The sequence below is a fragment of the Micromonospora sp. DSM 43699 genome, from assembly GCF_055517075.1.
This window is the reverse complement of sequence record NZ_JBTMMT010000045.1, coordinates 22,873-47,336: the sequence shown is the minus strand read 5'-3', so window position 1 is coordinate 47,336 and position 24,464 is coordinate 22,873. Positions and strand designations below refer to the sequence as shown.

20 protein-coding genes are annotated in these 24,464 nt (G+C 73.0%); 7 read left to right on the top strand and 13 right to left on the bottom strand.

The window, feature by feature from the left end; all coding sequences use genetic code 11:
* The first annotated feature begins 257 nt into the window (after nt 1-257).
* Complete coding sequence (locus AC0AIB_RS21000) at nt 258-1,334, top strand: adenosine deaminase (protein ID WP_465097314.1); 1,077 nt, start codon at nt 258-260, stop codon at nt 1,332-1,334.
* Between the two features lies 1 nt (nt 1,335).
* On the opposite strand, the gene AC0AIB_RS20995 is transcribed toward AC0AIB_RS21000, so the two are convergent.
* Nucleotides 1,336-1,809, bottom strand: a complete 474-nt coding sequence (locus AC0AIB_RS20995; RefSeq protein WP_465097313.1) for an ATP-binding protein — start codon at nt 1,807-1,809, stop codon at nt 1,336-1,338.
* Between the two features lie 322 nt (nt 1,810-2,131).
* Between AC0AIB_RS20995 and AC0AIB_RS20990 the strand changes: the two genes are divergently transcribed.
* The 4 genes from AC0AIB_RS20990 (at nt 2,132) to AC0AIB_RS20975 (ending at nt 7,264) form a co-directional block, all read left to right on the top strand.
* Entirely contained in the window at nt 2,132-5,794 is a 3,663-nt protein-coding gene (locus tag AC0AIB_RS20990; RefSeq protein ID WP_328340251.1) for a nitrate- and nitrite sensing domain-containing protein, read from the top strand.
* Nucleotides 5,791-6,195, top strand: coding sequence for a roadblock/LC7 domain-containing protein (locus AC0AIB_RS20985; protein WP_088643911.1), 405 nt, complete (start codon nt 5,791-5,793; stop codon nt 6,193-6,195). Before AC0AIB_RS20990 ends, AC0AIB_RS20985 begins: the two co-directional genes overlap by 4 nt.
* Nucleotides 6,196-6,291: 96 nt before the next feature.
* Nucleotides 6,292-6,669, top strand: a complete 378-nt coding sequence (locus AC0AIB_RS20980) for a DUF742 domain-containing protein (protein ID WP_067304754.1) — start codon at nt 6,292-6,294, stop codon at nt 6,667-6,669.
* A gap of 1 nt (nt 6,670) precedes the next feature.
* Nucleotides 6,671-7,264 carry a GTP-binding protein gene (locus tag AC0AIB_RS20975; protein ID WP_088643912.1) on the top strand — a complete coding sequence of 198 codons (594 nt, stop codon included), beginning with the start codon at nt 6,671-6,673 and terminating at the stop codon, nt 7,262-7,264.
* A 215-nt stretch (nt 7,265-7,479) separates the two neighbouring features.
* Here AC0AIB_RS20975 and AC0AIB_RS20970 read toward each other — a convergent pair whose 3' ends face one another.
* Complete coding sequence (locus AC0AIB_RS20970; protein WP_328340247.1) at nt 7,480-10,128, bottom strand: transposase; 2,649 nt, start codon at nt 10,126-10,128, stop codon at nt 7,480-7,482.
* Between the two features lie 41 nt (nt 10,129-10,169).
* Nucleotides 10,170-11,150 (bottom strand): DNA primase, encoded by a 981-nt coding sequence (locus AC0AIB_RS20965; RefSeq protein WP_465097312.1) that lies wholly within the window; start codon nt 11,148-11,150, stop codon nt 10,170-10,172.
* A 256-nt stretch (nt 11,151-11,406) separates the two neighbouring features.
* Here AC0AIB_RS20965 and AC0AIB_RS20960 point away from each other — a divergent pair, with 256 nt between their 5' ends.
* Complete coding sequence (locus AC0AIB_RS20960) at nt 11,407-11,748, top strand: PadR family transcriptional regulator (RefSeq protein WP_328340243.1); 342 nt, start codon at nt 11,407-11,409, stop codon at nt 11,746-11,748.
* A gap of 98 nt (nt 11,749-11,846) precedes the next feature.
* On the opposite strand, the gene AC0AIB_RS20955 is transcribed toward AC0AIB_RS20960, so the two are convergent.
* From AC0AIB_RS20955 to deoC, 10 genes are all read right to left on the bottom strand, one after another.
* A complete protein-coding gene (locus tag AC0AIB_RS20955; protein WP_465097311.1) occupies nt 11,847-12,515 on the bottom strand; it encodes a permease prefix domain 1-containing protein in 669 nt (222 codons plus the stop codon).
* Nucleotides 12,516-12,640: 125 nt separating this feature from the next.
* Nucleotides 12,641-14,485: a thiol reductant ABC exporter subunit CydC gene (gene cydC / locus AC0AIB_RS20950; protein ID WP_465097310.1), complete on the bottom strand. Its 1,845-nt coding sequence runs from the start codon at nt 14,483-14,485 to the stop codon at nt 12,641-12,643.
* Nucleotides 14,482-16,203 (bottom strand): thiol reductant ABC exporter subunit CydD, encoded by a 1,722-nt coding sequence (gene cydD / locus AC0AIB_RS20945; RefSeq protein WP_465097309.1) that lies wholly within the window; start codon nt 16,201-16,203, stop codon nt 14,482-14,484. Before cydD ends, cydC begins: the two co-directional genes overlap by 4 nt.
* Nucleotides 16,200-17,207 carry a cytochrome d ubiquinol oxidase subunit II gene (locus AC0AIB_RS20940; protein ID WP_328340235.1) on the bottom strand — a complete coding sequence of 336 codons (1,008 nt, stop codon included), beginning with the start codon at nt 17,205-17,207 and terminating at the stop codon, nt 16,200-16,202. The genes cydD and AC0AIB_RS20940 overlap by 4 nt, the downstream gene beginning before the upstream one ends.
* Before the next feature lie 11 nt (nt 17,208-17,218).
* Complete coding sequence (locus AC0AIB_RS20935) at nt 17,219-18,469, bottom strand: cytochrome ubiquinol oxidase subunit I (RefSeq protein WP_465097308.1); 1,251 nt, start codon at nt 18,467-18,469, stop codon at nt 17,219-17,221.
* 496 nt (nt 18,470-18,965) lie between these two features.
* Nucleotides 18,966-19,871: a M56 family metallopeptidase gene (locus AC0AIB_RS20930; RefSeq protein WP_328340232.1), complete on the bottom strand. Its 906-nt coding sequence runs from the start codon at nt 19,869-19,871 to the stop codon at nt 18,966-18,968.
* A 10-nt stretch (nt 19,872-19,881) separates the two neighbouring features.
* Entirely contained in the window at nt 19,882-20,370 is a 489-nt protein-coding gene (locus AC0AIB_RS20925; protein WP_328340231.1) for a BlaI/MecI/CopY family transcriptional regulator, read from the bottom strand.
* 53 nt (nt 20,371-20,423) lie between these two features.
* Nucleotides 20,424-21,248: an aldehyde dehydrogenase family protein gene (locus tag AC0AIB_RS20920; protein ID WP_465097307.1), complete on the bottom strand. Its 825-nt coding sequence runs from the start codon at nt 21,246-21,248 to the stop codon at nt 20,424-20,426.
* Complete coding sequence (locus tag AC0AIB_RS20915; protein ID WP_465097316.1) at nt 21,241-22,665, bottom strand: aldehyde dehydrogenase family protein; 1,425 nt, start codon at nt 22,663-22,665, stop codon at nt 21,241-21,243. The genes AC0AIB_RS20920 and AC0AIB_RS20915 overlap by 8 nt, the downstream gene beginning before the upstream one ends.
* Nucleotides 22,666-22,670: 5 nt before the next feature.
* A complete protein-coding gene (gene deoC / locus AC0AIB_RS20910) occupies nt 22,671-23,660 on the bottom strand; it encodes a deoxyribose-phosphate aldolase (protein WP_465097306.1) in 990 nt (329 codons plus the stop codon).
* Nucleotides 23,661-23,805: 145 nt separating this feature from the next.
* Here deoC and upp point away from each other — a divergent pair, with 145 nt between their 5' ends.
* Nucleotides 23,806-24,438, top strand: coding sequence for a uracil phosphoribosyltransferase (gene upp / locus AC0AIB_RS20905; RefSeq protein WP_088643926.1), 633 nt, complete (start codon nt 23,806-23,808; stop codon nt 24,436-24,438).
* Nucleotides 24,439-24,464: the final 26 nt, after the last annotated feature.

Genomic DNA, 24,464 nt, shown 5'->3' with positions numbered 1-24,464 from the left:
TGTCGTGTCGTCGTGGGGCGTCGTGTCGTCGGCCTGCCCGGTCGAGTGCGGCGCGTTCACCCGCAGCAGCCTACGGCGCAGGGGAGACATGGCCTCGGAGGTGTCCCGAGAACTCCTGGTCAACTCAACATCGCTGATGTAGTGGTATCCACTCGCGCTGATACCACTACATGAGCGATGTAGTGGGGCTGGCCGTCGTGCGGGGCTGGCCGCGAGCCTGATCGCGGGTGGTCGGGGCACCTGACTAGGGTCTGGGGATGGTCGCAATCCGATACGAGGACATCGTCAAGGTCCCGAAGGCGCTGCTGCACGATCACCTCGACGGCGGCCTGCGGCCGGCGACGGTCGTCGAGTTGGCCGCCGAGGTGGGCCACGAGTTGCCGAGCACCGATCCCGAGGCGCTCGGCAGGTGGTTCGCGGAGGCGGCGCACTCCGGTTCGTTGGAGCGTTACCTGGAGACGTTCGCGCACACCGTCGCCGTCATGCAGACCGCCCCGGCGCTGCGCCGGGTGGCCCGCGAGTGCGCGCTCGACCTGGCCGCCGACGGCGTGGTGTACGCCGAGGTCCGGTTCGCTCCGGAGCAGCACCTGGAGCAGAACCTGACCCTGGACGAGGTGGTCGAGGCGGTCGTCGCCGGTTTCGTCGAGGGCAGCGCGGAGGCCGCCGCCTCGGGCAACCCGATCCGGGTCGGCACCCTGCTCACCGCGATGCGGCACGCCGCCCGCTCGCAGGAGATCGCCGAGTTGGCCGTCCGGCACCGGGACGCCGGGGTGGTGGGGTTCGACATCGCCGGCGCCGAGGCGGGTTTCCCGCCCACCCGGCACCTGGACGCCTTCGAGTACCTCCAGCGGGAGAACTTCCACTTCACGATCCACGCCGGCGAGGCGTTCGGGCTGCCGTCGATCTGGCAGGCGATCCAGTGGTGCGGGGCGGACCGGCTCGGCCACGGGGTGCGGATCGTGGACGACATCACCCCGGGCCCTACGCCGACGCTCGGTCGCCTGGCGGCGTACGTGCGGGACAAGCGGATTCCGTTGGAGCTGTGCCCGTCGTCGAACGTGCAGACCGGGGCGGTGGCGTCGATCGCCGAGCATCCGATCGGGCTGCTGCGGGAGCTGCGGTTCCGGGTGACGGTGAACACCGACAACCGGTTGATGAGCGGCACCTCGATGTCGCGTGAGATGGCGCTGCTGGTGGAGAACTTCGGCTACGGCTGGCAGGAGCTCCAGTGGTTCACCGTCAACGCGATGAAGAGCGCCTTCATCCCGTTCGACGAGCGGCTGGCGATCATCGACGAGGTGATCAAGCCGGCGTACGCGAAGCTGATCGGCTGAATCACCGGGGCGGGTGGCCGGCGACCAGGTCGGCCACCCGACGCAGGATCTCCCGGGCGTGGGCCGCCTCGGCACCGAGGCCGGTCTGCCGGCGCAGCACCGCCGGTTCGGCGCGCAGCAGTGCCACCCCGCGTCGGATCAGCACCTTCGGGGCCTTGCGCTGCTCGGCCAGGTCCCGGGCCAGCCGGCGGACGAAGGTCGCCCCGCGCGGTCGACGCAGTGCGTACGCCCCGGCGAGTAGCCCTCGTCGACGGCATTCCTCGACGATCTCGGCGGCGAAAATCCCTTCGGCGATGAAGAGTGGCGATCCGGTCACCTCGAATGGCCGGGTGGCCACTTGTCGATCCGCACCGATCGCATAGACGGGTACGTCGGCCCGGCCCTGCCGGGCCAGTCGGGCAATTGTCTCCACGGCCGTTCCCGCGTCCCACGACTCGGGCGCGTCCCAGTCGACCAGTCCGTTCTGTCGCGGCAACGTAGGGTCATCACCGTTCTTGTAGAAGTCGTCCAGGCAGAGCACGGGAAGGCCGGTTCGATGGGCTATGTACGACTTTCCGGACCCGGACGGGCCGGCGAGCAGGACGACGCGATGGCGATATTCCATTACTTTGAGTGACTCCGGCCAGACGGATAGCGATCAAATTGCATCAACATCTCATCACACCTCCGGCGACCGACAACCTGGGCTTTCTCTTTCAGGGGAGCCGTGATGGAATCTCGGAGGTCCGACCCGCCGGGTCGGTTGCTGGGCGTTGCCCGTGGCAACGCGGAGGCGCTGTAATCGCGAGGGCGGTGACGTGAGCAAACGGCCAACGACGGCGGGCTCCTTCCTGTCGCGTCTGCGTCGGCCGGCCGGCCGGCTCCGCGACATGCCGATCTGGTCCAAGCTCGGCCTGATCATGATCGTGCCGACCATCGCCACGGTCGTCGTGGGCACCAGCGGGCTGGTGGACCACCTGCAGACGCTCAACAACGCCAACCGGGCCGGTGACCTGGCCAACCTGGTGGGTTACTCGGGTGACCTCGTCAACACCCTCCAGGACGAGCGCACCAACGCCGTCCTGCTGCTCGGCTCGCCCAAGGGGCAGTCCCGCGCGCAGTACCAGGAGGCCTACAACCGGGTCAACCAGCGGGTCGATCAGTCCAAGGTGCCCTACTCGCAGCAGCGCGCCGAGATCGAGGGCCTGCCGGCGACCCTGGAGACGCAGCTCGACCGGATCGACACCGACCTGACGGAGATGCCCGGCGTCCGGAGTCAGGTCTACAACGGCAAGCTCCGACTCAGCGAGGCGGTCAGCCGGTACACCGGTCTGATCAACAACCTGATCACCATCCGTGACTCGGCCACCCAGCTCGCCGGTGACAACGACCTCAGCGACCAGATGCGGGCCGCCGCCGCGATGGCCCGCGCCAAGGAGTACGCCTCGGTCCGCCGGATCGCGGTGCACCAGGTGCTGCTCCAGAAGGCGTACACCCCGGCCCTGCGTGAGCTGTACATCTCCAGCAACACCGGTGAGCAGCAGGCCCTGCAGAGTTTCCAGGCGGTGGCCACCCGCGCCGAACGCGAGTTCCAGGACCAGAGCGTCTCGGGCTCCGACCGCCGTCAGGCCGACATCTACGCCGGCCAGGTCAGCGCGCTGAACAGCGACAGGTTGGACGGCCTCACCTTCACCACCGACCAGTGGGACGCGGCCATGGTCGCGTACGCCCAGCTCAACCGGGCCGTGGAGGTGCGCCTCGACGGCGACGTCGTCGCCAAGGCCGACGAGCTGCGCTCCGACGTCCAGCGTCAGGTCTTCCTGGAGACCGGCCTGCTGCTCAGCATGCTGCTGTTGGCGATCCTCTTCGCCTACCTGGTCGCCCGGTCGATGGCCCGGTCCCTGCGTGACCTGCGCCAGGGTGCCCTGTCCATCGCCCAGTTCGGCCTGCCGCAGGCGGTGGCCCGGCTGCGTGACCCGCAGTTCACCGGCCAACAGTCCCCGGCGCAGTTGGCCAACCAGATCGCCGAGCCGCTGCCGGTCCGCAGCAGGGACGAGTTCGGCCAGGTGACCGAGGCGTTCAACGCCGTCCACCTGGAAGCCGTCCGTACCGCCGCCGAGCAGGCCGCGCTCCGCTCCTCGGTCGCGACGATGTTCGTCAACCTCGCCCGCCGGTCGCAGATCCTGGTCGACCGGCTGATCGGCCACCTCGACCGGCTGGAGCGCGGCGAGGAGGATCCGGACCGGCTGGCCGAGCTGTTCCAGCTCGACCACCTGGCCACCCGGATGCGCCGTAACGACGAGAACCTGCTGGTCCTCGCCGGTGCAGACTCCACCCGGGTGCAGCGTGAGCCGGCCGCCCTGATCGATGTGCTGCGCGCCGCGCAGTCCGAGGTCGAGCACTACACCCGGATCGAGTTCGGGATCATCGACCGGGACATCGAGGTCTCCGCGCACGCGGTCAACGACATGGTCCACCTGGTCGCCGAGCTGTTCGACAACGCGACCGCGTTCTCCCCGCCGGACTCCCAGGTGATGGTCGAGGCCCGCCGGATCGGCGAGCGTGCTTCGCTCTACGTCGAGGACCGGGGCATCGGCATCAGCCCCGAGCAACTGGCCGACCTCAACGAGCGGCTGGCCACCCCACCCCAGGTGGACGTGGCGGTCTCCCGGATGATGGGCCTGGTCGTGGTCGCCCGGTTGGCGTCCCGGCACGGCGTCAAGGTCGAGCTGCGTCCGGGCACCGACCGGGGCACCGTGGCCGAGGTCGTCCTGCCCACCTCGGTGCTGGTCCCCCGCGCCCTCACCGGCCGGGCCCCGGGCACCCCCGGCCTGCCTGGCGCCGGCCCGCAATTCGGTGGTACCGGCTCGGCCCCGGCCTTCGGTGGCCCCGGCTCGACCCCCGCCTTCGGTGGTGCCGGCTCGGCCCCTGCCTTCGGTGGATCGAGCGCCTCCCAAGCCTTCGGTGCACTTCCCGCGATCGGTAACGGCCAGCCGCCGGCCCCCCGCCAGGGTGAGTCCGGAAACCAGGTCACCTTCGGGGGCCGACCCCTGGAGCCGGCGCCGCGCAACGGCTCCGGTGCTCCCGTCAACGGTGGCCGCGGGATGCCCGCCTGGTCGGACCTCACCGGTGCCGGCGGGGTCAACGGCGCGGACGGCTTCACCCCGCGGACCACGAACGGTCAGGCGATCGACCCGCTGCCCCAGCGGCGGAGCAGTGACGACCCGGACAGCACCGGTCAGCAGCCGACCATCCCGCGTCAGCTGCCGAGCAGCCCGGAGGCCCGGCCGTACAGCTCCCCGCCGGTCCCGCCGGTGTCGGCACCACCGCTGCCGCCCTCGTACCCGGCCGCTCCGGTCTCCGGTCAGCCGGTCTCCGGCTACCCGTTGTCCAGCCGACCGGTCTCCGGTCAGCCCGTCTCGGGTCAGCCGGTCTCCGGCTACCCGGGCTCCGGTTACCCGGTGTCGGGTCAGCCCGCCCCGGGCTACCCGGTGTCGGCGTCCCCGTATGCCGGTCAGCCGGGCCCGGCCGCTCCGGTCTCCGGGTCGCCCAGCGCTCCGCTGCCGTCCCGGCCCACCTCGGGCGGGGCCGCGCCGGGTGCCGCCGCACCGCCGGCCTGGCCGCCGGTGGCCAATCCCGAGCGGGACACGGCCACCCCGCCGGTCCCCGAGCGGCTCGCCGCCGCCCTGGACATGACCACCGAGCTGCCCCGGGTGCCGCGTAACGAGACGGCAGCGCCGGCACCTCGACAGCCCACACCACCGCCGGTGCGGGCCGGGCACGCGTCGTCGGCGGGCCAGCGACCTCCGGTCCCACAACAGGCACCCCAGCAGCGGTACGCGGACGAGACGATGGAGCTGCCGATCTTCCGGGAGCTCGAGTCGGCCTGGTTCCGCACCCGCAAGCCGGGCCCGGACGAGGCCACCGTTGCCAGGCAGCCGGTGGCCAACGGCACCGTGACCGCGCAGTCCACCGTCGACACCGCTGGTCATGCCCTCCAGTACCCCGCACCAGGGACGACAGGTAGCGCACCGATGGCAGAGACCGCGCCGGCCGGTGGCGTGCCGCGTGACAACGGGCCGACAGTGAACGGGGATCTGCCCGGTCGGGGCGACAGCCCGGTGACCCGTCGCCCCACCCCGCAGCCCGCCAGCTGGCAGACCGCCGCCGACGACGGTTGGCGGGCCGCGGTGGCCGCGACCGAGGCACCGGTGGCCGGGACGACCCAGACCGGCCTGCCGAAGCGGACGCCGATGGCCCAGCTCGTGCCGGGGGCGATCGAGAAGCCGACCACGTCGGTGCAGCGGCGTACGCCGGAGGCGGTCCGGGGTCTGTTGTCGGCCTACCATCGAGGTGTGCAACGTGGCCGGACCACCTCGGACAACCCCGCCAACCCGGACGCCACTCCGGGCGGGCAGCAATCCTCGCCGTCCGGCTCCGGCCGGGCGGGTAGGAGCGGGCAGAAGGAGCAAGAAGGATGACAAGTACGCAGGATCTTGGTTGGCTGTTGGCCAACTTCGCCGACCGGGTGCCGGGTGTCGCACACGCGGTAGCCGTTTCCGCCGACGGCCTGCTCCTCGCTTCGTCGCGCGACCTGCCCCGGGATCGGGCCGACCAGTTGGCGGCGATCGCGTCCGGCCTGGTCAGCCTGACCCAGGGCGCGGCCCGCTGCTTCGAGGGCGGTGCGGTGCTGCAGACCGTCGTCGAGATGGACAACGGCTTCCTGTTCCTGATGTCCATCTCGGACGGGTCGTCGTTCGCCGTACTGGCCGCCCGCAGCTGTGACGTGGGTCAGGTCGGCTACGAGATGGCGTTGCTCGTGGACCGGGTGGGTGACGCGCTCACCCCGCAGGCCCGTACGGCTGTCGGGATGATGGGCTGACCGGGCTGGCCAGCTGGTCGGTACGGGACGAGGACAACAACGACGGGTTCCACCGGGTGAGAGCCGGTGCCGGGTGCGAGGGAGGTGAGCGGCTACATGATCGATCGTGACGAACCGACAGGGGCGTTGGTCCGTCCGTACGCCGTGACCCGCGGTCGTACCCGTCCCCGGCTCGACATCGCCCTGGAGGCGCTCGTCGAGACGACGGTGCGCGGTCGCGCTGCTGCCGGTGGCAACGGCGGTCAGGGCCGGGAGCACCAGTACATCGCCGCGCTGTGTGACGGACGAGTGCAGTCGCTGGCCGAGATCGCGGCCCGGATGCAGCTACCGCTCGGTGTGGCCCGGGTGCTCATCGCCGACATGGCGACGGACGGCCTGGTCGCGGTCCACGAGCCGACCATCTTGGACGACTCGGACGACGCGGTGGGCACTGAACTGCTGGAGAGGGTGCTGAGTGGACTTCGCAGGCTCTGACATGTCGCAGCGGCCGCCTGCCCCGAACGGGCGCGTGACGTCGGCGAAGATCGTTATCGCCGGTGGGTTCGGCGTCGGCAAGACGACGCTGGTCGGCTCGGTCTCGGAGATCACACCGCTGACCACCGAGGCCATCATGACCTCCGCCGGCGTGGGCGTCGACGACACCCGGCAGGTGCCGGGCAAGACGACGACCACGGTGGCGATGGACTTCGGCCGTATCTCGATCGATCGGGATCTGATCCTGTACCTGTTCGGTACGCCCGGTCAGACACGGTTCTGGTTCATGTGGGACGAGCTGGTCCGGGGTGCCATCGGCGCCGTGGTCCTGGTCGACACCCGCCGGTTGGCCGACTGCTTCGCGGCGATCGACTTCTTCGAGCACCGGCGGCTGCCGTACCTGGTGGCCATCAACTGCTTCGACGGGATGCAGTACCACGACCCGCAGGACGTCCGGGACGCGCTGGCGATCTCGACCGACGTACCGGTGGTCGCCTGTGACGCCCGTAACCGGGAGTCGACCAAGCATGTGCTGATCTCGCTGGTCGAGTACGTGCTGACCATGCGTCGTTCGCGCGCGGTCGCCCCGGCCTGATCGACTTCGACGCGCCCGGTGGCGGCTCCGGCCGTGACCGGGCGCGTCTGCGCGTCAGGCCTGTGGACCACCGGGCGCGTCGGAGATCGCCGTCGACAAGTGAGTACGGCGGAGCTGTCCGGGTCTGCTACCGGATGCGGGTGGCCCGGGTGGGCGCGCGTCAGCCGAAAGGCCGGACGCACCGCGTGGGTACGCCCGGCCAGCCGTCAGGTTCGTCAGGACCGGTAGCCGGCAGAGCGGAACTCGTACTCCCGGTCGTCTTCCCGTTCGGTCGGATCCCGGCTGAAGTCCCAGCCACCGGCCGCTTCACGCCCCGGCCGGCCACCGACCGCGAAACCACCGATCTCCTGCCCACGACGCCAACCACGGAAGTAGCCGGTGGTGTTCTCGGCGAGGCTCGCGGCGTCCCGGACGATCCGCAGCGGACGCTCCTCGCGCAGCGGCGAACCGGGGACCAGGTTGGCCTTGGGGACCCGCTTGGGTAGCCCGGCCGAGGTCTCCGCACCGACGGCAGGCTGGGCGACCTTCTCGGCGGCCTGCCAACCGGTGTCCGCGGTGGACGACCATTGCAGGTCGCTCTCGTCGCCGTGCCCGACGAACCACGCCGACTTGGCCTGCGCGAAGATCAGCAGGTCACCGTCGCCCTCGTCGGAAACCGGCGGCGGCCGGTGCTCCATCGGCGGGGGACGGCGCTCGACCGGTTCCGGCCGACGGTCAAGGCCCGCCCGCTCGCTACGGGTCGACCGCTCGACCCGTTCGGGACGGTCGAGGAGCTCCGGCCTTTCGTCCCGATCGAGCCGATCGGGACGGTCGAGTCGGCTGGCCCGCTCGGAGCGCTCGGCCCGTTCGGGACGGTCGAGGCGCGCGGGACGGTCGGCCCGGGCGGGGCGGTCCAGATGTTCCGGACGGTCGAGGCGTTCCGGACGGTCGAGGCGTTCCGGACGGTCGGCCCGGGTGGATCGGCCGGGACGGCCGGCTTCCTCCCGGTCCACCAACCGCAGCGGCGGGGTGTCCAGGTGCGGATCGACTGCGGCGTCCAGCGCGCCCCGCAACGCCCGATCGGCAAGCGGCGGCGGCTCCACCAACCGCAGCATCGGCGGCTCCTGGGGCAGGTCGTCGGCGAGCCATGGCGGGGTGACCCGACGCCCGGCACCCGGGTCGGCGGGAGCGTCAGTCGCTCGACCGGCCCGCTCACCGTAGGCCGGGACCACCGGGTTGTTGGCCGAACTGTTGGCTGGGTCCTCGGGGTTGTTGACCAGCGGCCAGTTCGCCCGCGATCCCGGCGGGGCGACGGGCTCCGGCTCGGGGCGGGAAACTGGCACCGGGACGTTGAGATCGGTCGCGCTGAATCCACCGGTGGGCGTCGAGAGCGCACCCGTGGTCTTCGGTCGCGGCGGGATCACGGTGCGCTGCCGCTCGGCACGGGCGTTGTTGATCGCGGCGGTGGTCAGCGTCGGCCGGAACGGCTCACCGGCCTCGGCGGGCGGCACGTTGCCGCGTTGCGCCGGGGCGATCGGGGTGATGCCCGGAGGAGGCGGTGGCGGGGCCGAGACCGGCCGGTTGGTCGGGGCGTCCACCCCGCGCCGGATCGGTGGGATCATCGTCGTCGGGGCGTCCGACCCGTGCCGGACCGGCGTCCTCGGATCGGTACGCGCCGGCGGCACCGAGCTCGGCAGGGTGGACACGGCAGCCGGGGTCACCGGCTGGGGGGCCACCGGCGGCGGGGTGATCGGGGCGGGGGCCACCGGCGGCGGGCCGAGCGGTCGGGGTGCGGCCGGGGTCGCCCCACCGGGGACCGGCTCGGGGCGGCTACGACGACCGGTCGGGACCGGCGGCGCCGGCTCGGCGGACCGAACCGGACGTAGGCCGGTGCCGGTGCCGCTGATGCCGGTCAGCTCGCCGACCTGCTCGCCCCGGCGGGCGGCAGCCCGACGGCCCGGCATCGGGCTCGGAGCGCTGACCCGGGTGCTGAGTGCACTCACCAGCGCCTCGCAGCCGGCGTCGCAGGCGCGTACCGCGGCGACCGACTGTCGGACGGTCTCGGCGACGGCGGAGGTGAGCGCCCGGTTGACGGTGGCCCGGCGCGGAGTCTCGGAGATGGCCACCCGCAGCGCGGTGACCGCCGCCTCGATCTCCCCGGCCTCGGCGACCCCGTCGGCGGTGAGGTGCGCGATGACCGCCTCGGCGGCCACCGACAGGTCACGGCCCCGCGCCGACGTGCCGCCGAGCATGTTCGGCTCGGGTAGCGCGTCGAGGACGGCCAAGGCCACCGGCTCGGCCGGATCCGGGTATGCCCGCAGGGCGGCCGGGTAGAGCTCGCGGAGCACCTCACGCAGTGCCACGGCGGCGGAGTGCCGACCACTGGACAGGGCGGCGTGTGCCGCGAGGACCTGCTTGAAGCCGGCCAGGTCCCGGGAAGCCGGCAGGGTGACCGCGGAGAGTGCGCCGGCCTGGAGGGCACGGGCCAGACCCACCGCCCGCCGTTCGGCCGGCGCGGACTGCATCTCCTCCAGGGAGTCGTCGTCGGCGAACCGCTCGGCGAAGTCGTCGACCGAGTCGTCGTCGGCGATCGCCAGTGGACGGCCGGCTGCGCTCAGCAGCGAGGTGACCGCGTGGTCGTCGCTGTCGGCGGCGATCGCCACACCACTCGGCCCGCCCGACCGCTCCACGAGCAGCGAGACCAGCTGGGCATAACCCGCCGCGTCGTCACCGATCTCGTAGACATGCAGCAGACGGCCTGCGTCGTCGACCACGGCGGACGTCAGCGTCGATCCGGCCGAGGCCGGTCGGTCGGCCGGATCTGCCGAAGCCAGACCGCAGTACACGCGCACGAGCGCCACGGCGTCGTCCTCCTCCCGGGACACAGGTCTATTCTCTGCCAGCCACTGATGGTCCCCGCTCGGAGTCAGTCGCGCCAGTCCACGACGGCAGAGATCTTGCCGACAATGGTGCGCCAACCCAAGCTTGCGGTCTGGGCCCCGATCTTCTTCAACCGCCTACGGCCGAGAAAACCACCGACTCCGCCGTTGACAGATGCACGCAGCGCCTCGTCGAGGTCGTCCAGGCTGGAGCCGGCCGAGAGCATGTCCAGCACGGCTGGTAGCCGCAGCGCGTACGACAGGTCACGGGCCACCTCGCCAGCCTCGATCAGGAGGGTCGGGTCCCACGTGTCGTGCCCGCCGCGCAGGTTCTCCACGACCAGGTCGAGCTCGTAGGTGTCCTCGTCGCGCGGAGCGATGTCGGCCGGTGTGACCCGTTCGGACAATTCATTCCAACCGTCCAGCTGGGACAGGTCGTTGGGGGCACCCGACCGGATGAAACTGACGAGCGACTCGGGCGTCTTGAACAGCAGCAGCCGGCCCTTGTGGCTCAGGAAGACCGGCACCTCCTCCTCGTCGCCGTCGCCGTCGGCGTCCGCATCCGCATCCGCGTCGTCGTCGGTGTCGGCATCGTCGGTGTCGGTGCCGTCCTTCCCGCCTGCACGCTTGCCGTCGCCCGCGTCCTTCCGGTCGTCCTCGGCCTCAGCCTCGTCCTCGGCCGACAGGGCGGCGAACTCCTCGTCGAGGATCACCACCTCCTCGTCGTCCTCGGCCTCGACGACCTGACGTCGGGCCAGGAAGGGGTCGTCCTCGTCGCGTTCGGCGACGTCCGTCGGGGTCAGCTCGCGCGCCGCCCGGTACGCCCGAAGCGTGAAACCGGTGCCGGCGGGCAGGGCGATCTCGACCGGATCGATGCTCAGCTCTTCCCAGAGCGAGCGGTCGGCCGGGCCGGGCTCCACGTCGGGCCCGGTCGGCCCGTCGGTGTCGCCGAGCTCGGGTTCGTCGGCGTCGGGCCGTTGGGGCGACTGGCGGGCCACGCTGACCTCCGTGTGCGTCGGGTTGCCCACTCGGCGACGTGCCGCCGCCAAGTGACTCTGGGCACATACCCTAATGGGCGTCCCGGCGTGTGCCGACCCCGCACCCCGGCGGCGCTCGGAACCCGTACCCCGAAGATGGTCGAAGTCTGCGCCCCGACGGCGGCGGACCTCCGGGACCGGAGCTGCCCCGGGCGGCCGGAGCTGCCCCGGGCGGCCGGAGCCGCGCGGGCGTCGGGGCCCTGCGATCGCTGGCGGTTCGGGCGGTTGACAAGTAGCGTACCTACGTATGAAGGCTCAGGCGCTGCACGGCCACCTCGACGCCCTGCTGCTGGCCGTGCTGGAGCAGGGCGAACTGCACGGCTACGCCGTCATCGAGGCGCTGCGCGCCCGCAGCGACGGCCAGCTCGATCTGCCGACCGGCACCATCTATCCGGCGTTGCGCCGGCTGGAGCGGGCCGGGCACGTGGCCAGTTCCTGGAGCACCGTCAACGGCCGGGAGCGGCGGACGTACCGGCTCACCGACTCAGGGCGGGCGTCCCTGGCCGGCGAGCGGGCCGGCTGGCGCGAGTTCAGTGTCACCGTCGGCCGGTTCCTCGACCCCGCCGGCCCACCCGCCGCGCCGGCCTGATCCCACCGGGACCGGTTCTCCGCCGGCCACCCGCACGTCGGGACCGGCTTTTCGCGCCCCGGGACGTGGGCGGCCACGGGGTCGGTGAAGTGGCGCCGTCAGCGGGCGGCGACCAGCCAGGAGCGACCGGCCCGGAACAGGGCGAAGTGGGCGGCGCCGGCCAGCAGCGCACCGACGATCATCGGCGGCCAGGTCAGGGCGGCGTCCCACAGCTCGACCGACCAGGCGAAGAGCGCCATCCCGGCGACCGCGCCGAGCGCCAGCGTGCCGACCAGCCCCCACCCGAGCAGCCGACCCGCCGACGTGGTGGCCGACCCCCGCCGGGCCGCCCAGCGACCGCCCAGCAGGGCCGCCAGTGCCAGCCCGGCCACGGCCAGCCAGATTCCGTTCATCGAACCGGCGAGCAGCTGATAGCCGGCCGGTGGGGGCGGTCCACCGCTCCAACTCGATCCCCGCCAGGTCAGGTCGCCGCCGACCGTCAGCACCACGGCGATCAGCAGCGCCCGCCGGGACAGCCCGCGCAGCGCCCCGGCCGCCAGCTCCTCCTGGTATGCCGGAGCCAGCTCGGCCGGTGCGCCGAAGTCGGCCACCGCCCGACGTTCGGCCTCCGGTGCCGGCAGTCCCCCGTCCCGGTACGCCTCGGTGGCGTCGTCCAGGGCCCCCCGTGCCTCACGGATCAGTTCGTCCTTCAGCCGCGCCGGGCCGTGCAGCCGGGACGCCAGATCCCGCAACCGCTCGTCGATTCCCACCTCGTCGCAGGCATGCATGGCACCACCCTGCCACGACAGCTGTCGCCGCGCGTCGGGGAGATTCCCGGACCCGCGTTCCGGACGCCGATCCGGGTACGGGACGCCGACCGGCCCGGGACGTCGGGCCGGGCCCCGGTGTTCATTCAGGGCGTCAGGGCCAGGTATCCGCGTTCGGCGGCCTCCTGCAGCAGCCACTGGTCCCGGTACCAGCCCGGGGCGGCGACCAGGTCGGTGTGCCGCCCGCGCTGGGCCACCCGGCCGGCGACCAGCACCACGACCTCGTCGAAACCGGCCAGGCCACTGAGCCGGTGGCTGATCAGCAGCACCGAGCGCCCGGCAGGGGTGGCCGCCAGCACCCCGGCGAGCACCGCGTCGGCGGCGACCGGGTCGAGGCCCTCGGTCGGTTCGTCGAGCACCAGCACACCGGGGGCGGCGAGCAGGGCCCGGGCCAGGGCGAGCCGCTGCCGCTGCCCACCGGAGAGCTGACCGCCCTCCTCACCGACCAGGGTGTCCCAACCGTCCGGCTGGGCGCGTACCCAGTCGAGCAGACCGGCGGTGCGGGTCGCGTCGGCCAGTTCCGCCTCGTCCGCGTCCGGCCGGCCGAGCAGCAGGTTCTCCCGCACCGAGGCGTGGAAGACGTACGCCTCGGCGAGCAGTCCGCCGATCTCCCGGGGCAGCTCCTCGGCCGGGTACGTCGACACGTCCCGGCCGGCCAGGGTGACCCGGCCGGCGTCGGGTCGTACCGCTCCGGTCAGCACGGCGGCCAGCGTGCTCTTGCCGGCGCCGCTCGGCCCGACGATCGCGATCCGACGGCCGGCGGGCAGGTCGAGGCCGATCCCGTCCAAGGCGGGCGCGGCACCTTCCCGGTACCGGACGACGACCCCGTCGAACCGCACGTCGTGCGCGGCCGCCCCCGGCCGCCCCACCGTGCCACCCGCCGCCCCACCGACGACCGGGCCATCACGCACCGGCCCGTCGTGCACCGGCCCGTCGGACACCGGCCCGTCGGACACCGCGGCACCGGGCACCGCCGGGCCGTCGAGCAGGCTGGCGACCCGGGCCAGGCCGGCGCGGAGCTGGGTGCGCTGTCGGGCCGCGCCGACCAGCGCCAACGCGATCTCCACAGCGGCCAGGGCACCGACGGCGAGCACGCCCACCAGTACCCCGTCCACCCCGGAGCGCAGTGCGGTCAGCACCACCCCGGCGGCGGTCGCCCCGGCCACCAGCACCCCCGCCGCGTCCACCGCGAATCCGGTCGCGGCGAGCCGGCGCTCCAGTCGGGCCAGCCGGTCGGCGCGGCTCGTCGCGGCCCGCAGCGCCTGGTCGGTGGCCCCGAAGGCAGCCAGGTCGGCGGCACCGTGGGTGAGGTCGACGGCGTCGCTGGCGAGCGCCCCGCGCAGCGGCGCCACCTCGTCGGCGGCCCGCCGGGTCAGTGCGGTGGCCAGCACCGGCAGCGCCACCCCGGCGACCAGGAGGCCGACCGCGAGCACCCCGGCCGAGGGCGGCGAGACCAGGGCGGCCCCACCGACGGCCAGCACCCCGACCAGCGCAGCCGCCGCCCCGGGTACGAGGACCCGGAGCAGCAGATCCTGTACCGCCTCCACGTCGGAGACCAGCCGACTCAGGGCGTCCCCGGTGCGGTGGCCGGCGGAACCGGGTCGGGTGGCGAGAGTGGCGAAGACTCTGGCCCGGACGTCGGTGATCATGCGGAGTACGGCGTCGTGGCCGGCGAGTCGTTCGGTGTAACGCAGCACGCCCCGGCTGATGGCCAGTGCCCGGACGGCGACGATGGCGACGGTGAGCCGGTCCAGCGGCGGCTGGCCGGCGGCGCTCATCAGCAGCCAGGTGGCGGTGGCCATCAGGGCCAGCCCGGCGAACTCGGTGGCCGAGGCGAGCAGCCCGGCCCCGAGCAGCCGACCCAGGTACGGCCGGGCCAGCCGCAGCACCACCCGCTCGGGTCGAACGGCGGGAACGGGACCGGTGGTCATCGACTGGCCTCCCCGGCCGGGCTCGGGGTCAGTTCGGTCACCCGGCCGGCGGCGACGTGCAGCACCCGGTCGGCGTCCGCCAACAGCGCCGGCCGGTGCGCCACCAGCAGGGCGGTACGGCCGGCCACCAGCCGCCGGGTGGCGTCCAGGACTGTCGTCTCGCTCGCCGTGTCCAGCCGGGCGGTCGGCTCGTCCAGCAGCACCAGCGGGGCGTCCCGGAGGAACGCTCGGGCCAGCGCGACGCGCTGCCGTTGACCGCTGGACAGCCCGTGGCTGCGTTCGCCGAGCAGGGTGTCCAGCCCGTCGGGCAGGGCCGTCACGACCTCGTCCAGCGCGGCGTCGGCGACCGCGTCGGCCAGGGCGGCGTCCGGGGTGTCGGGGGCACCGAGCCGGATGTTGTCGGCCAACGTGGCGGCGAACAGGTGGGCCCGCTGCGGCACCCAGGCGATCCGCCGACGCCAGTCGTCCAGGTCGACGTCGGCCAGGTCGACCCCGTCGACGGTGATCCGGCCGGCGGTCGGGGTGACGAAGCCGAGCAGCAGGCCGAGCAGGGTGCTCTTGCCGGCGCCGCTCGGCCCGACGACGGCGATCCGCTCGCCGGGTCGGACGGTGAGCGTGACGTCCCGCAGGGCGGTGGTCCGCTCGTATGCGACGGTGACGTCGTAGAACCGGATCTCGCCGCCCCCCGACGGTGCCGGACGGACCGCGGCCACCGGACGAGCGGCCATCGGACCAGCGGCCACCGGACCGGCGGCGGCGGCCGGACCGGCGGGTACGGCGGAGACGGTCAGCGCCTCGTCCAGCGCGGTGAGCCCCTCCATGCTGGCGTGGAACCGGCTACCGGCCGCCCGCAACGGCAGGTACGCCTCCGGGGTGAGCAGCAGCACCAGCAGCGCGGTGGCCAGGGTGATCCCGCCGTCCAGCAGCCGGATGCCGACCGGCACCGCGACCAGCGCCACCGACAGGGTGGCGACCAGCTCCAGCACCAGCGCGGAGAGGAAGGCGATCCGCAGGGTCTTCATGGTGGCGACCCGGTGCCCGTCGGCCATCCGGCGGACCACCTCGGTCTGCGCCCGGGCCCGACCGAACGCGCGCAGGGTGGGCAGCCCGGCGACCATGTCGAGGAAGTGCCCGCCGAGCATCGACAGCCGACGCCACTGCCGTTCGGTGGCGGCCTGGGCCTGCCAGCCGAGCAGCGCGCCGAAGACCGGGATCAGCGGGATGGTGAGCACGATGATCAGGGCCGAGCTCCAGTCGGCGAAGACCAGCCGGGCCAGCACGGCGGCCGGCACGGTGACGCTGAGCACGAGTTGGGGGAGGTAGCCGGTGAAGTAGGCGTCCAGCGCGTCGAGGCCGCGCCCGGTGAGGGTGGCGAGCTGCCCGGCCCGCTGACCGGCGACCCAGCCGGGCCCGTGCCGGCCGACGGCGGCGAGCAGATCGGCGCGGAGCGTCGCCTTCACTGTGGCGGCGGCCCGCGCGGCGACGGTGCCCTGCCCCCAGGAGACCACGGCCCGCGCACCGACGGCGGTGACGAAGCCGGCCAGCGCGACGGTGTCCAGCCGGCCGTGGATGGCGGTGGCGAGCACCGTGGCCAGGGCGGTGGCCTGCGCGACGACAAGCAGCGCGGTGAGTCCGCCGAGGGCGGCGAGCACGGCGAGGTCGCGCCGGGCCGCGGGAACCCGGCGCAGCAGACGCGGGTCGAAGGGACGGCGGTTCACCAGTACACCGGTCCCCTGCCGTCGGTCCGTCCCCGGAACACCCACCAGCACATTGCCTGGAAGCCTAGTAGGGCCGGCAGCAGGGGCAGCGTCAGCCAGCCCAGCAGCCGCAGCGTCGGCCCGCTGGCCGCCGCGTCGGCGACGTCCACCGTGGCCGCGGGGTCGACCGTGGAGACCAGCACGGCCGGCCAGAGCGCCGCGCCGACCAGGGCCACCGGTAGCGCGAGCGCCGCGCCGGTGGCGGCCAGGGCCACCCCGGGACGACCCCGACCGAGCGCCGCACGGGCCGCCAGCAGCGCCCCGACCAGCAGTACCACAAGCAGTACGGCGGGCAGCGGCTGGCGGGTCGCCGCGCGTACCCGCTCGGAGAGCAGGCCGAGCGCGGTGGCGGTGGCGACCGCGGCGAGTGCCCCGACGACCAACCGGCGGGCCAGCCGGGCGGTGGCCGGCGCGTCGGCGGCCGGCAGTCGCAGGGTGAGGAAGGTCGCACCGTGCGCCGCGACCAGGGTGAGCAGGGCGAGCCCGGTGGCGGCGACGAACGGGGTCGCCAGGTGGGTCTGCCCGGCGACGCGACCGTCGGTGTGGATCGGCAGGCCCTGGAGCAGCCCGGCGAGCAGCGCGCCCCAGCCGAACGCGGCCAGCGCGCTGCCGGCCACGATCACCCGGTCCCACCCCCGGCGGGCGGCCGGTCCGGTGGGGCGGCTGCGCAGCTGCACCCCGGCGGTGACCAGGATCACCCCGACCAACGCCCCGGCCACGGCGGGGTAGTGGCCGGAGAGGAGTTCCCCTTCCAGGGTGGGGAAGGCGCCGAAGAGAATGCCGACGGCGGCCACCAGCCAGACCTCGTTGCCGAGGAAGAACGGGCCGAGCGCGGTGAGCCCGGCACGGCGGGCGGCCGGGGTGTCGTGCCGGGCGAGCAGCAGGCCCACCCCGTAGTCCAGGCCGCCGAGGACGAGGTAGCCGGCGAAGAAGAGGCCGAGCAGGGCGAACCAGACGAGTGCCATCGGGGGTCCTCTCAGGCGAAGGCGGGGGTGGGCCGGGGCTCGTCCCCGAGGACGCCGGGCGGACGACCGAGCGCCGGATCGGTGGCGCCCCGGGCGGCGTGCCGGGCGAGCAGCGTCCAGTTGGCGACGGTGAGCGCGCCGAGCAGCAGGCTGAAGCCGATCAGCGAGGCGAGCATCAGGCCCGGGTCGACGTCGGAGACGGCCCGGCCCGTGGGGAGCAGCCCGTACGCGGCCCAGGGCTGCCGGCCGACCTCCCGGGCGAGCCAGCCGAGGATCACCGCGACGAAGGGCAGCGGCAGGGCGAGCAGGGTCAGCCAGAGCGGGAAACGCAGCCGGATCACCAGGTCCCGCCAGAGCAGCGGCAGCAGCAGCCAGACGCAGCCCAGGGTGAAGCCGATCAGGATCATGAAGCCGAGCCCGACGCTGGACAGCGCCGGTGGGGTGTAGTCACCCGGGCCGAACCGGCTGGTCCACTCGGCGACCGCGGCGTCGGCGGTCGGGCCGCCGCCGAACTTGGTGGGTTGGAACTCGCCGACCGGCCCGAACTGGGCGAAGCCGAAACCCTGCACCAGGCTGACCGCCAGGGCCGCGGTCACCAGCCCGATCCGCAGCGAGGTGCGGTGCAGGGCGAAGTCGGTGGTACGCCGCAGCAGGTGCCAGGCGCTGACCGAGGCCATCAGCATGCCCCCGGTGAGCAGGCCGGCGGCGAGCACGTGGCCGAGGGCCATCCCCAGGGTCGGATTGGTGAGCAGCGCCCCGAAGTCGGTGAGCTGGGCGACGCCGTCGCGTACCTGGTAGCCGACCGGGTGCTGGAGCCAGGCGTTCGCCACCATGATCCAGAAAGCGGAGGCGTACGCGGTGAGCGCGACTCCCCAGAGCAGCGCCAGGTGCACCCCCCGACGCAACCGGTGCCAGCCGAAGATCCACATGCCGAGGAATGTGGATTCCAGGAAGAACGCCACGAGCGTCTCGATCGCCAACGGGGCCCCGAAGACGTTGCCGACGTAGCGCGACAGCCCGCTCCAGTTCAGCCCGAACTGGAACTCCATGACGATGCCGCTGGCGATGCCGAGCACGTAGTTGATCACGTAGAGCTGGCCCCAGAAGCGGGTCAGCCGTTCCCACTTCGGGTTCCCGGTGAGGAACCACGTGGTCTGCATGCCGACCAGCAGGGTGACCAGCCCGAGGGTGACCACGACGAAGAGGAAGTGCAGCGAGGTGGTGGTGGCGAACTGCAGGCGCGCGAGGAGCAGGGTGTCCATGACCGCTCTCCAAGGGGTTGGCTCGCTTGTCGTAGCCACCCTACACGTAGCTTGCCTACCTATAAGCCGCGCACCAACCCCCAACCCTCCCCGCCACCCCACCACCCCGCCTCACGCCGCCCACGCCCGCCCGCCCACGCACACCCGCCCACGCCGCCGTGCGCAAGATCGTGCTCTAACTAGGAAACCAACACCGTTGCGTCAACGCCGTGGGCGGCTGGTCAACCTGCCCGATCGGGGAGCGGGGTGGGCCCGCTTGGCGATCATGGAGTGGTGGTGCCGACCTTGGGGGCTTTACGGGCGTTCTGTCGCCCACCACAACTCCATGATCGGCGAGGCAGCGCTGGTTGACGAACAGCCGTTCCACCTAACGCAACGGTGTTGAGAACCTGGATGTAGTGCGATCTTGGGACAGCACGGCCCTGGGTGGTGACGTGCAAGGGAGCAGGTGGGTGCGGGGAGCGGGTGAGTGTGAGGGGCGGGTGGGTGCGGGGCGTCAGCTCAGGAAGAGGGAGATCGGGAGGGCGGCCAGGGTGGTCGTCACCGCCAGCGCGGCGGCACCCAGCAGCCGGGGCGGCCGGTCGGCGGCGAGCAGCCGCTGCACCCGTACGTCGAGATCGCGGTCACCCATGCCCAGCGCGCCGGCCGGGGTGACCCGGTCACCGCAGGCGGCGAAGCGGCGCAGCGCGCCCGCCAGTGGCGCCTCGGCGTGCAGCTCACGGGCCTTGTCGTCGGCCCGCATCTCGACCAGCAGGGCCACCCGCTCGTGTGCGGCGCGTACCCAGCGGAACCAGGGCAGTGCCCGGCAGAGTGCGGTGAACGGCAGCAGCACCAGGTCGTGCCGCTCCTGGGCGTGTGCCCGCTCGTGGGCGAGTACCGCCGCCAACTCGGCCCGGTCCAGCAGGCTGAGGGTGCCGGCGCTGACCACCACCCGGGGTCGCACCCCGGGCAGGCAGTACGCGGCGGCGCTGGGATGGTCGAGCACCAGCGCGCCGGGAACCGTCGGGTCCCGCCGGGCGACCAGGGTGAGCAGGTCCCGATGGCGACGCTGGGCCCGGACGGTGGAGTGCACGCTGCGTACGGTCGTGGCGAGCAGCACCGCGCCGATGCCGAAGCCGACCCCCACCAGGCCCAGGTGGACGGCGGTCACCCCGACCGGGAGCGTGCCGTGGCCGAGGTCGTCGGCGAGGGCCAGCAGCGCACCGCCTGTCGGTCGGTCGTACGCGGCGAGCCCGAGCGCCATCGGCAGGCCCATCGCGGACAGGCCGAGCGCCAGCCCGACCGCCTGCCAGCAGACGATCGCGACCCGGGGGGCCCGCCATGTCCAGGTGGAACCGGCCAGGACCTGAGCGGTCAGCCAGCAGGCCAGGACCGCCCCGGCGAAGTGCACGGCGTACGCCACGGTGGTCGCCCTACCGGTCCGTCGCCTCGTCGGCGACCCTGGCCCGGCTGACCCGGTGATCCTCGGCCCGGTCGGTCAGCCCCGCCTCGTGCCGGGTCGGTGGTACCTCGTGCCGGGTCGGCTCGGCACCGGTCAGGCCCGCCTCCGCGCCGAGCGCCGCCCGCAGCACCTCGGCCTCGGTGCCGGTCACCGAGCGGGCGAAGCGCACCAGCGCGGCGTCCCGGCTGCCGCCGAGGTCCAGGGCGTCGAGCATGAGCCGGGCGATGTGCGCCTCACGGCTGGCGGCGGCCCGGTAGCGCCACGCCCGTCCCTCGCGTTCCCGCTGCACCATGCCCTTGCCGGCGAGCCGGTCCAGCACCGTCATCACCGTCGTGTACGCCAACTCGCGCCCGTCCAGCGCCTCGGCGACCTCGCGCACGGTCACCCCGTCCGACGTGCCCGGGACCACGTCCCAGAGCACGTCCATCACCGCCCGCTCAAGATCGCCCAACCGAGTCACCCGCTAATCCTACCCCCCGTAGTAGAACCCCTCCCAAGGCAGGACACCCGCGATCACACCCCCTTGGGGTGCCAGACCGTCTTGGTCTCCAGCAGGGCGGTCATCCGGGCCAGGCCCGGGTCGCCCGTCCAGTCGTGGTCGGCCGGGGTCGGCCGGAGGACCCGCTTGAGGTTCTCCGCCGCCCTGGCCTCCAGGTCGGTCGCCAACTCGGGGTCGGTCACCCCGGCCAGGTCGATCGCGTTGACGTCCAGGTGCGCGGCAAGCGTCGGCGCGGTCTCGGTGATCCGGCCGGTGAGCAGGTTGACCACCCCGCCGGGCAGGTCGGAGGTGGCAAGCACCTCGGCCAGGGTCACCGCCGCCAGCGGGGCCGACGGGGAGGCCGTCACCACCACCGTGTTGCCGGTGACGATGGCCGGGGCGATCACGCTGACCAGGCCGAGCAGCGCCGGGGTCTCGGGGGCCACCACGGCCACCACCCCGGTCGGCTCGGGCGCGGAGAGGTTGAAGTACGGCCCGGCGACCGGGTTCGCGCCGCCGTACACCTGGGGGAGCTTGTCGGCCCAGCCGGCATACCAGACCCAGCGGTCGATCGCCGCGTCCACCTCGTCGCCGGGGATGCCGAGCGCGACGAACTGCTCGCGGCGGCCCTCCAGCATCTCGGCCACCCGGTAGAGGATCTGACCCCTGTTGTACGCGGTCGCGCCGGCCCACCCCTTGACGGCGGCCCGCGCGGCGACCACGGCGTCCCGCGCGTCCTTGCGAGAGGCCAGTGACACGTTCGAGGACTGCACGAGATACGACCGTCCCGACTCGCTGCGCGGGAACTTCCCGCCGATGAAGAGCTTGTACGTCTTGCGTACCGCGACCCGCTCAGACATTGAGGTACGCCTCCAGCCCGTGCCGGCCACCCTCGCGGCCGTAGCCCGACTCCTTGTAGCCGCCGAACGGCGAGGTCGGGTCGAACTTGTTGAACGTGTTGGCCCAGACCACCCCGGCGCGCAGCCGGTCGGCCGTCCACAGGATGCGGGAGCCCTTGTCGGTCCAGATCCCGGCCGACAGCCCGTAGGGCGTGTTGTTGGCCTTCTCCACCGCCTCGGCCGGGGTGCGGAAGGTCAGCACCGACAGCACCGGGCCGAAGATCTCCTCGCGGGCGACCCGGTGCGCCTGGGTGACCCCGGTGAAGATCGTCGGCGCGAACCAGAATCCCCGGTCGGGCAGCTCGCACGGCGGTGACCAGCGCTGCGCGCCCTCGGCGGCCCCGGCGTCGGACAGTTCCCGGATCCGGGCGAGCTGGGCGGCCGAGTTGATCGCCCCGACGTCGGTGTTCTTGTCCAGCGGGTCGCCGACCCGCAGCAGCGCCATCCGTCGCTTGAGCGCGTCGAGCACCTGCTCGGCGACGTTCTCCTGGACCAGCAGCCGGGAGCCGGCGCAGCAGACGTGACCCTGGTTGAAGAAGATGCCGTTGACGATCCCCTCGACGGCCTGGTCGACCGGAGCGTCGTCGTAGACGATGTTGGCGGCCTTGCCGCCCAGCTCCAGGGTGACCTTCTTGCGGGTGCCGGCCACCGACCGGGCGATGGCCTTGCCGACCCCGGTGGAGCCGGTGAAGGCGACCTTGTCCACGCCCGGGTGCTCCACCAGCGCCCGGCCGGTGTCGCCCGCGCCGGTGACGATGTTGACCACGCCGGCCGGCAGGTCGGCCTGCTGGCAGATCTCGGCGAACAGCAGCGCGGTCAGCGGGGTGGTCTCGGCGGGCTTGAGCACCACGGTGTTGCCGGCGGCGAGCGCCGGGGCGACCTTCCAGGCGAGCATGAGCAGCGGGAAGTTCCACGGGATGACCTGGGCGGCCACCCCGAGCGGCTGCGGGTCGGCCCCGAACCCCGCGTGCGGCAGCTTGTCGGCCCAGCCGGCGTAGTAGAAGAAGTGCGCGGCGACAAGCGGCAGGTCGACGTCCCGGGATTCCCGGATCGGCTTGCCGTTGTCGAGCGACTCCAGCACCGCCAGCTCGCGGGAGCGTTCCTGGACGATCCGGGCTATCCGGTACAGGTACTTGGCCCGGTCCCGGCCCGACATCGGCCCCCAGACCTTGTCGTACGCCTTGCGGGCGGCGCGGACCGCCCGGTCGACGTCCTGCGTGCCGGCCCAGGTGACCTCGGCGAGCACCTCCTCGGTGGCCGGGTTGACCGTCTTGTCGAGATTTTCGCCGTCGACGAATTCGCCGTCGATGAACAGACCGTAGGACGACCTGATGTCGACGATCGCGCGCGACTCGGGCGCAGGGGCGTATTCGAACATCATGCTCAGTCCAGGGTGAAGTAGTCGGGACCGGAGTAGATGCCGGTCGTCAGCTTGGTGCGCTGCATGAGCAGGTCGTTGAGCAGGCTGGACGCGCCGAACCGGAACCAGTCCGGGCTCAGCCAGTCGGCGCCGACGGTCTCGTTGACCATGACCAGGTACTTGATCGCGTCCTTGGTGTTCTTGATCCCGCCGGCCGGCTTCACGCCGACCTGCCTCCCGGTGGCGGCCCGGAAGTCGCGGACCGCCTCCAGCATCACCAGGGTCACCGGCAGGGTGGCGGCGACCGGGACCTTGCCGGTGGAGGTCTTGATGAAGTCGCCGCCGGCCAGCATCGCCAGCCAGGAGGCCCGCCGGACGTTGTCGTAGGTGGCCAACTCGCCGGTCTCCAGGATCACCTTGAGGTGGGCTGCCGGTCGCCCCTGGCGACCGCCATCAGCAGAGCCGCAGGCCTCTTTGACCGCCTTGATCTCGTCGTAGACCTCGGTGTAGCGCCCGGCCAGGAACGCACCCCGGTTGATCACCATGTCGATCTCGTCGGCTCCGGCGGCGACGGCCGCCCGGGTGTCGGCGAGCTTGACGTCGAGGGGCGCCTGCCCGGACGGGAACGCGGTCGCCACGCTGGCCAGGTGCACGGTGCTGCCGCGCAGCACCTCGGCCACGTACGGCACCATCGCCGGGTAGACGCAGACCGCGCCGACGTGCGGGCAGGTCGGGTCGGCCGGGTCCGGGCGCAGTGCCTTGGCGGCCAGGGCGCGTACCTTGCCCGGGGTGTCGGCCCCCTCCAGGGTGGTCAGGTCGACCATCCGGATGGCCAGGTCGATCGCCTGGGCCTTGGCGGTGGTCTTGATCGAGCGGGTGCCGAGCTGTGCCGCCCGCTGCTCCGCGCCGACCTGGTCCACCCCGGGCAGGCCGTGCAGGAAGGTCCGCAACGCGGTCTCGGATCGCCCCAGCTCGGACAGGTCCGACCGGGCCGACGTCGTTGTCGCCGTCATGCCCCGAATACTACGCAGCCGCGCGTCGGGTGATCCTGGTCACGGTGCTCAGGGTGGGCGGCGCAACGGCACTGTGGGTGAGCGGCGTCGCGGCCCGCCGCGCACCCGTACTGCCGGCGGGGCCGGACCGGTAGGTTGAGCGATCGTGGACGTACACGTCATTGACCACCCGCTCGCCCAGTCGCGGCTGACCGCCATGCGGGACGCCCGGACCGACTCGTCGTCGTTCCGGGCCGCGCTGCACGAACTCACCACCATGCTGGTGTACGAGGCCGCGCGCACCTTCCCGGTCGAGAAGTACCCGGTGCAGACCCCGGTCACCGGGGCCGAGGGCACCCGGTTGGCGAACCCGCCGCTGCTGGTGCCGGTGCTGCGGGCCGGCCTCGGGATGGCCGACGCCGCGCTCGGGCTGCTGCCGGAGTCGTCGATGGGCTTCGTCGGCCTGGCCCGCGACGAGGAGACGTACGAGCCGCGCGCCTACATGGAGTCGCTGCCCCGGGAGCTGGCCGGGCTGCCGGTGCTGGTGCTCGACCCGATGCTGGCCACCGGCGGTTCGCTGGAGCACTGCTGCCGGCTGCTCGCCGACCGGGGCTGCACCGACATCACCGTGCTCTGCGTGCTCGCCGCGCCGGTCGGCATCGCTCGGCTGGAGCGGTCCGGGCTGCCGCTGCGCCTGGTCACCGCGTCGATCGACGAGGGGCTGAACGACAACATGTTCATCGTCCCGGGCCTCGGTGACGCCGGTGACCGCCAGTTCGGCGGCATGCCCCGCTTCTGACCCGCGTGCCCGGCTCGCGTGCCCGG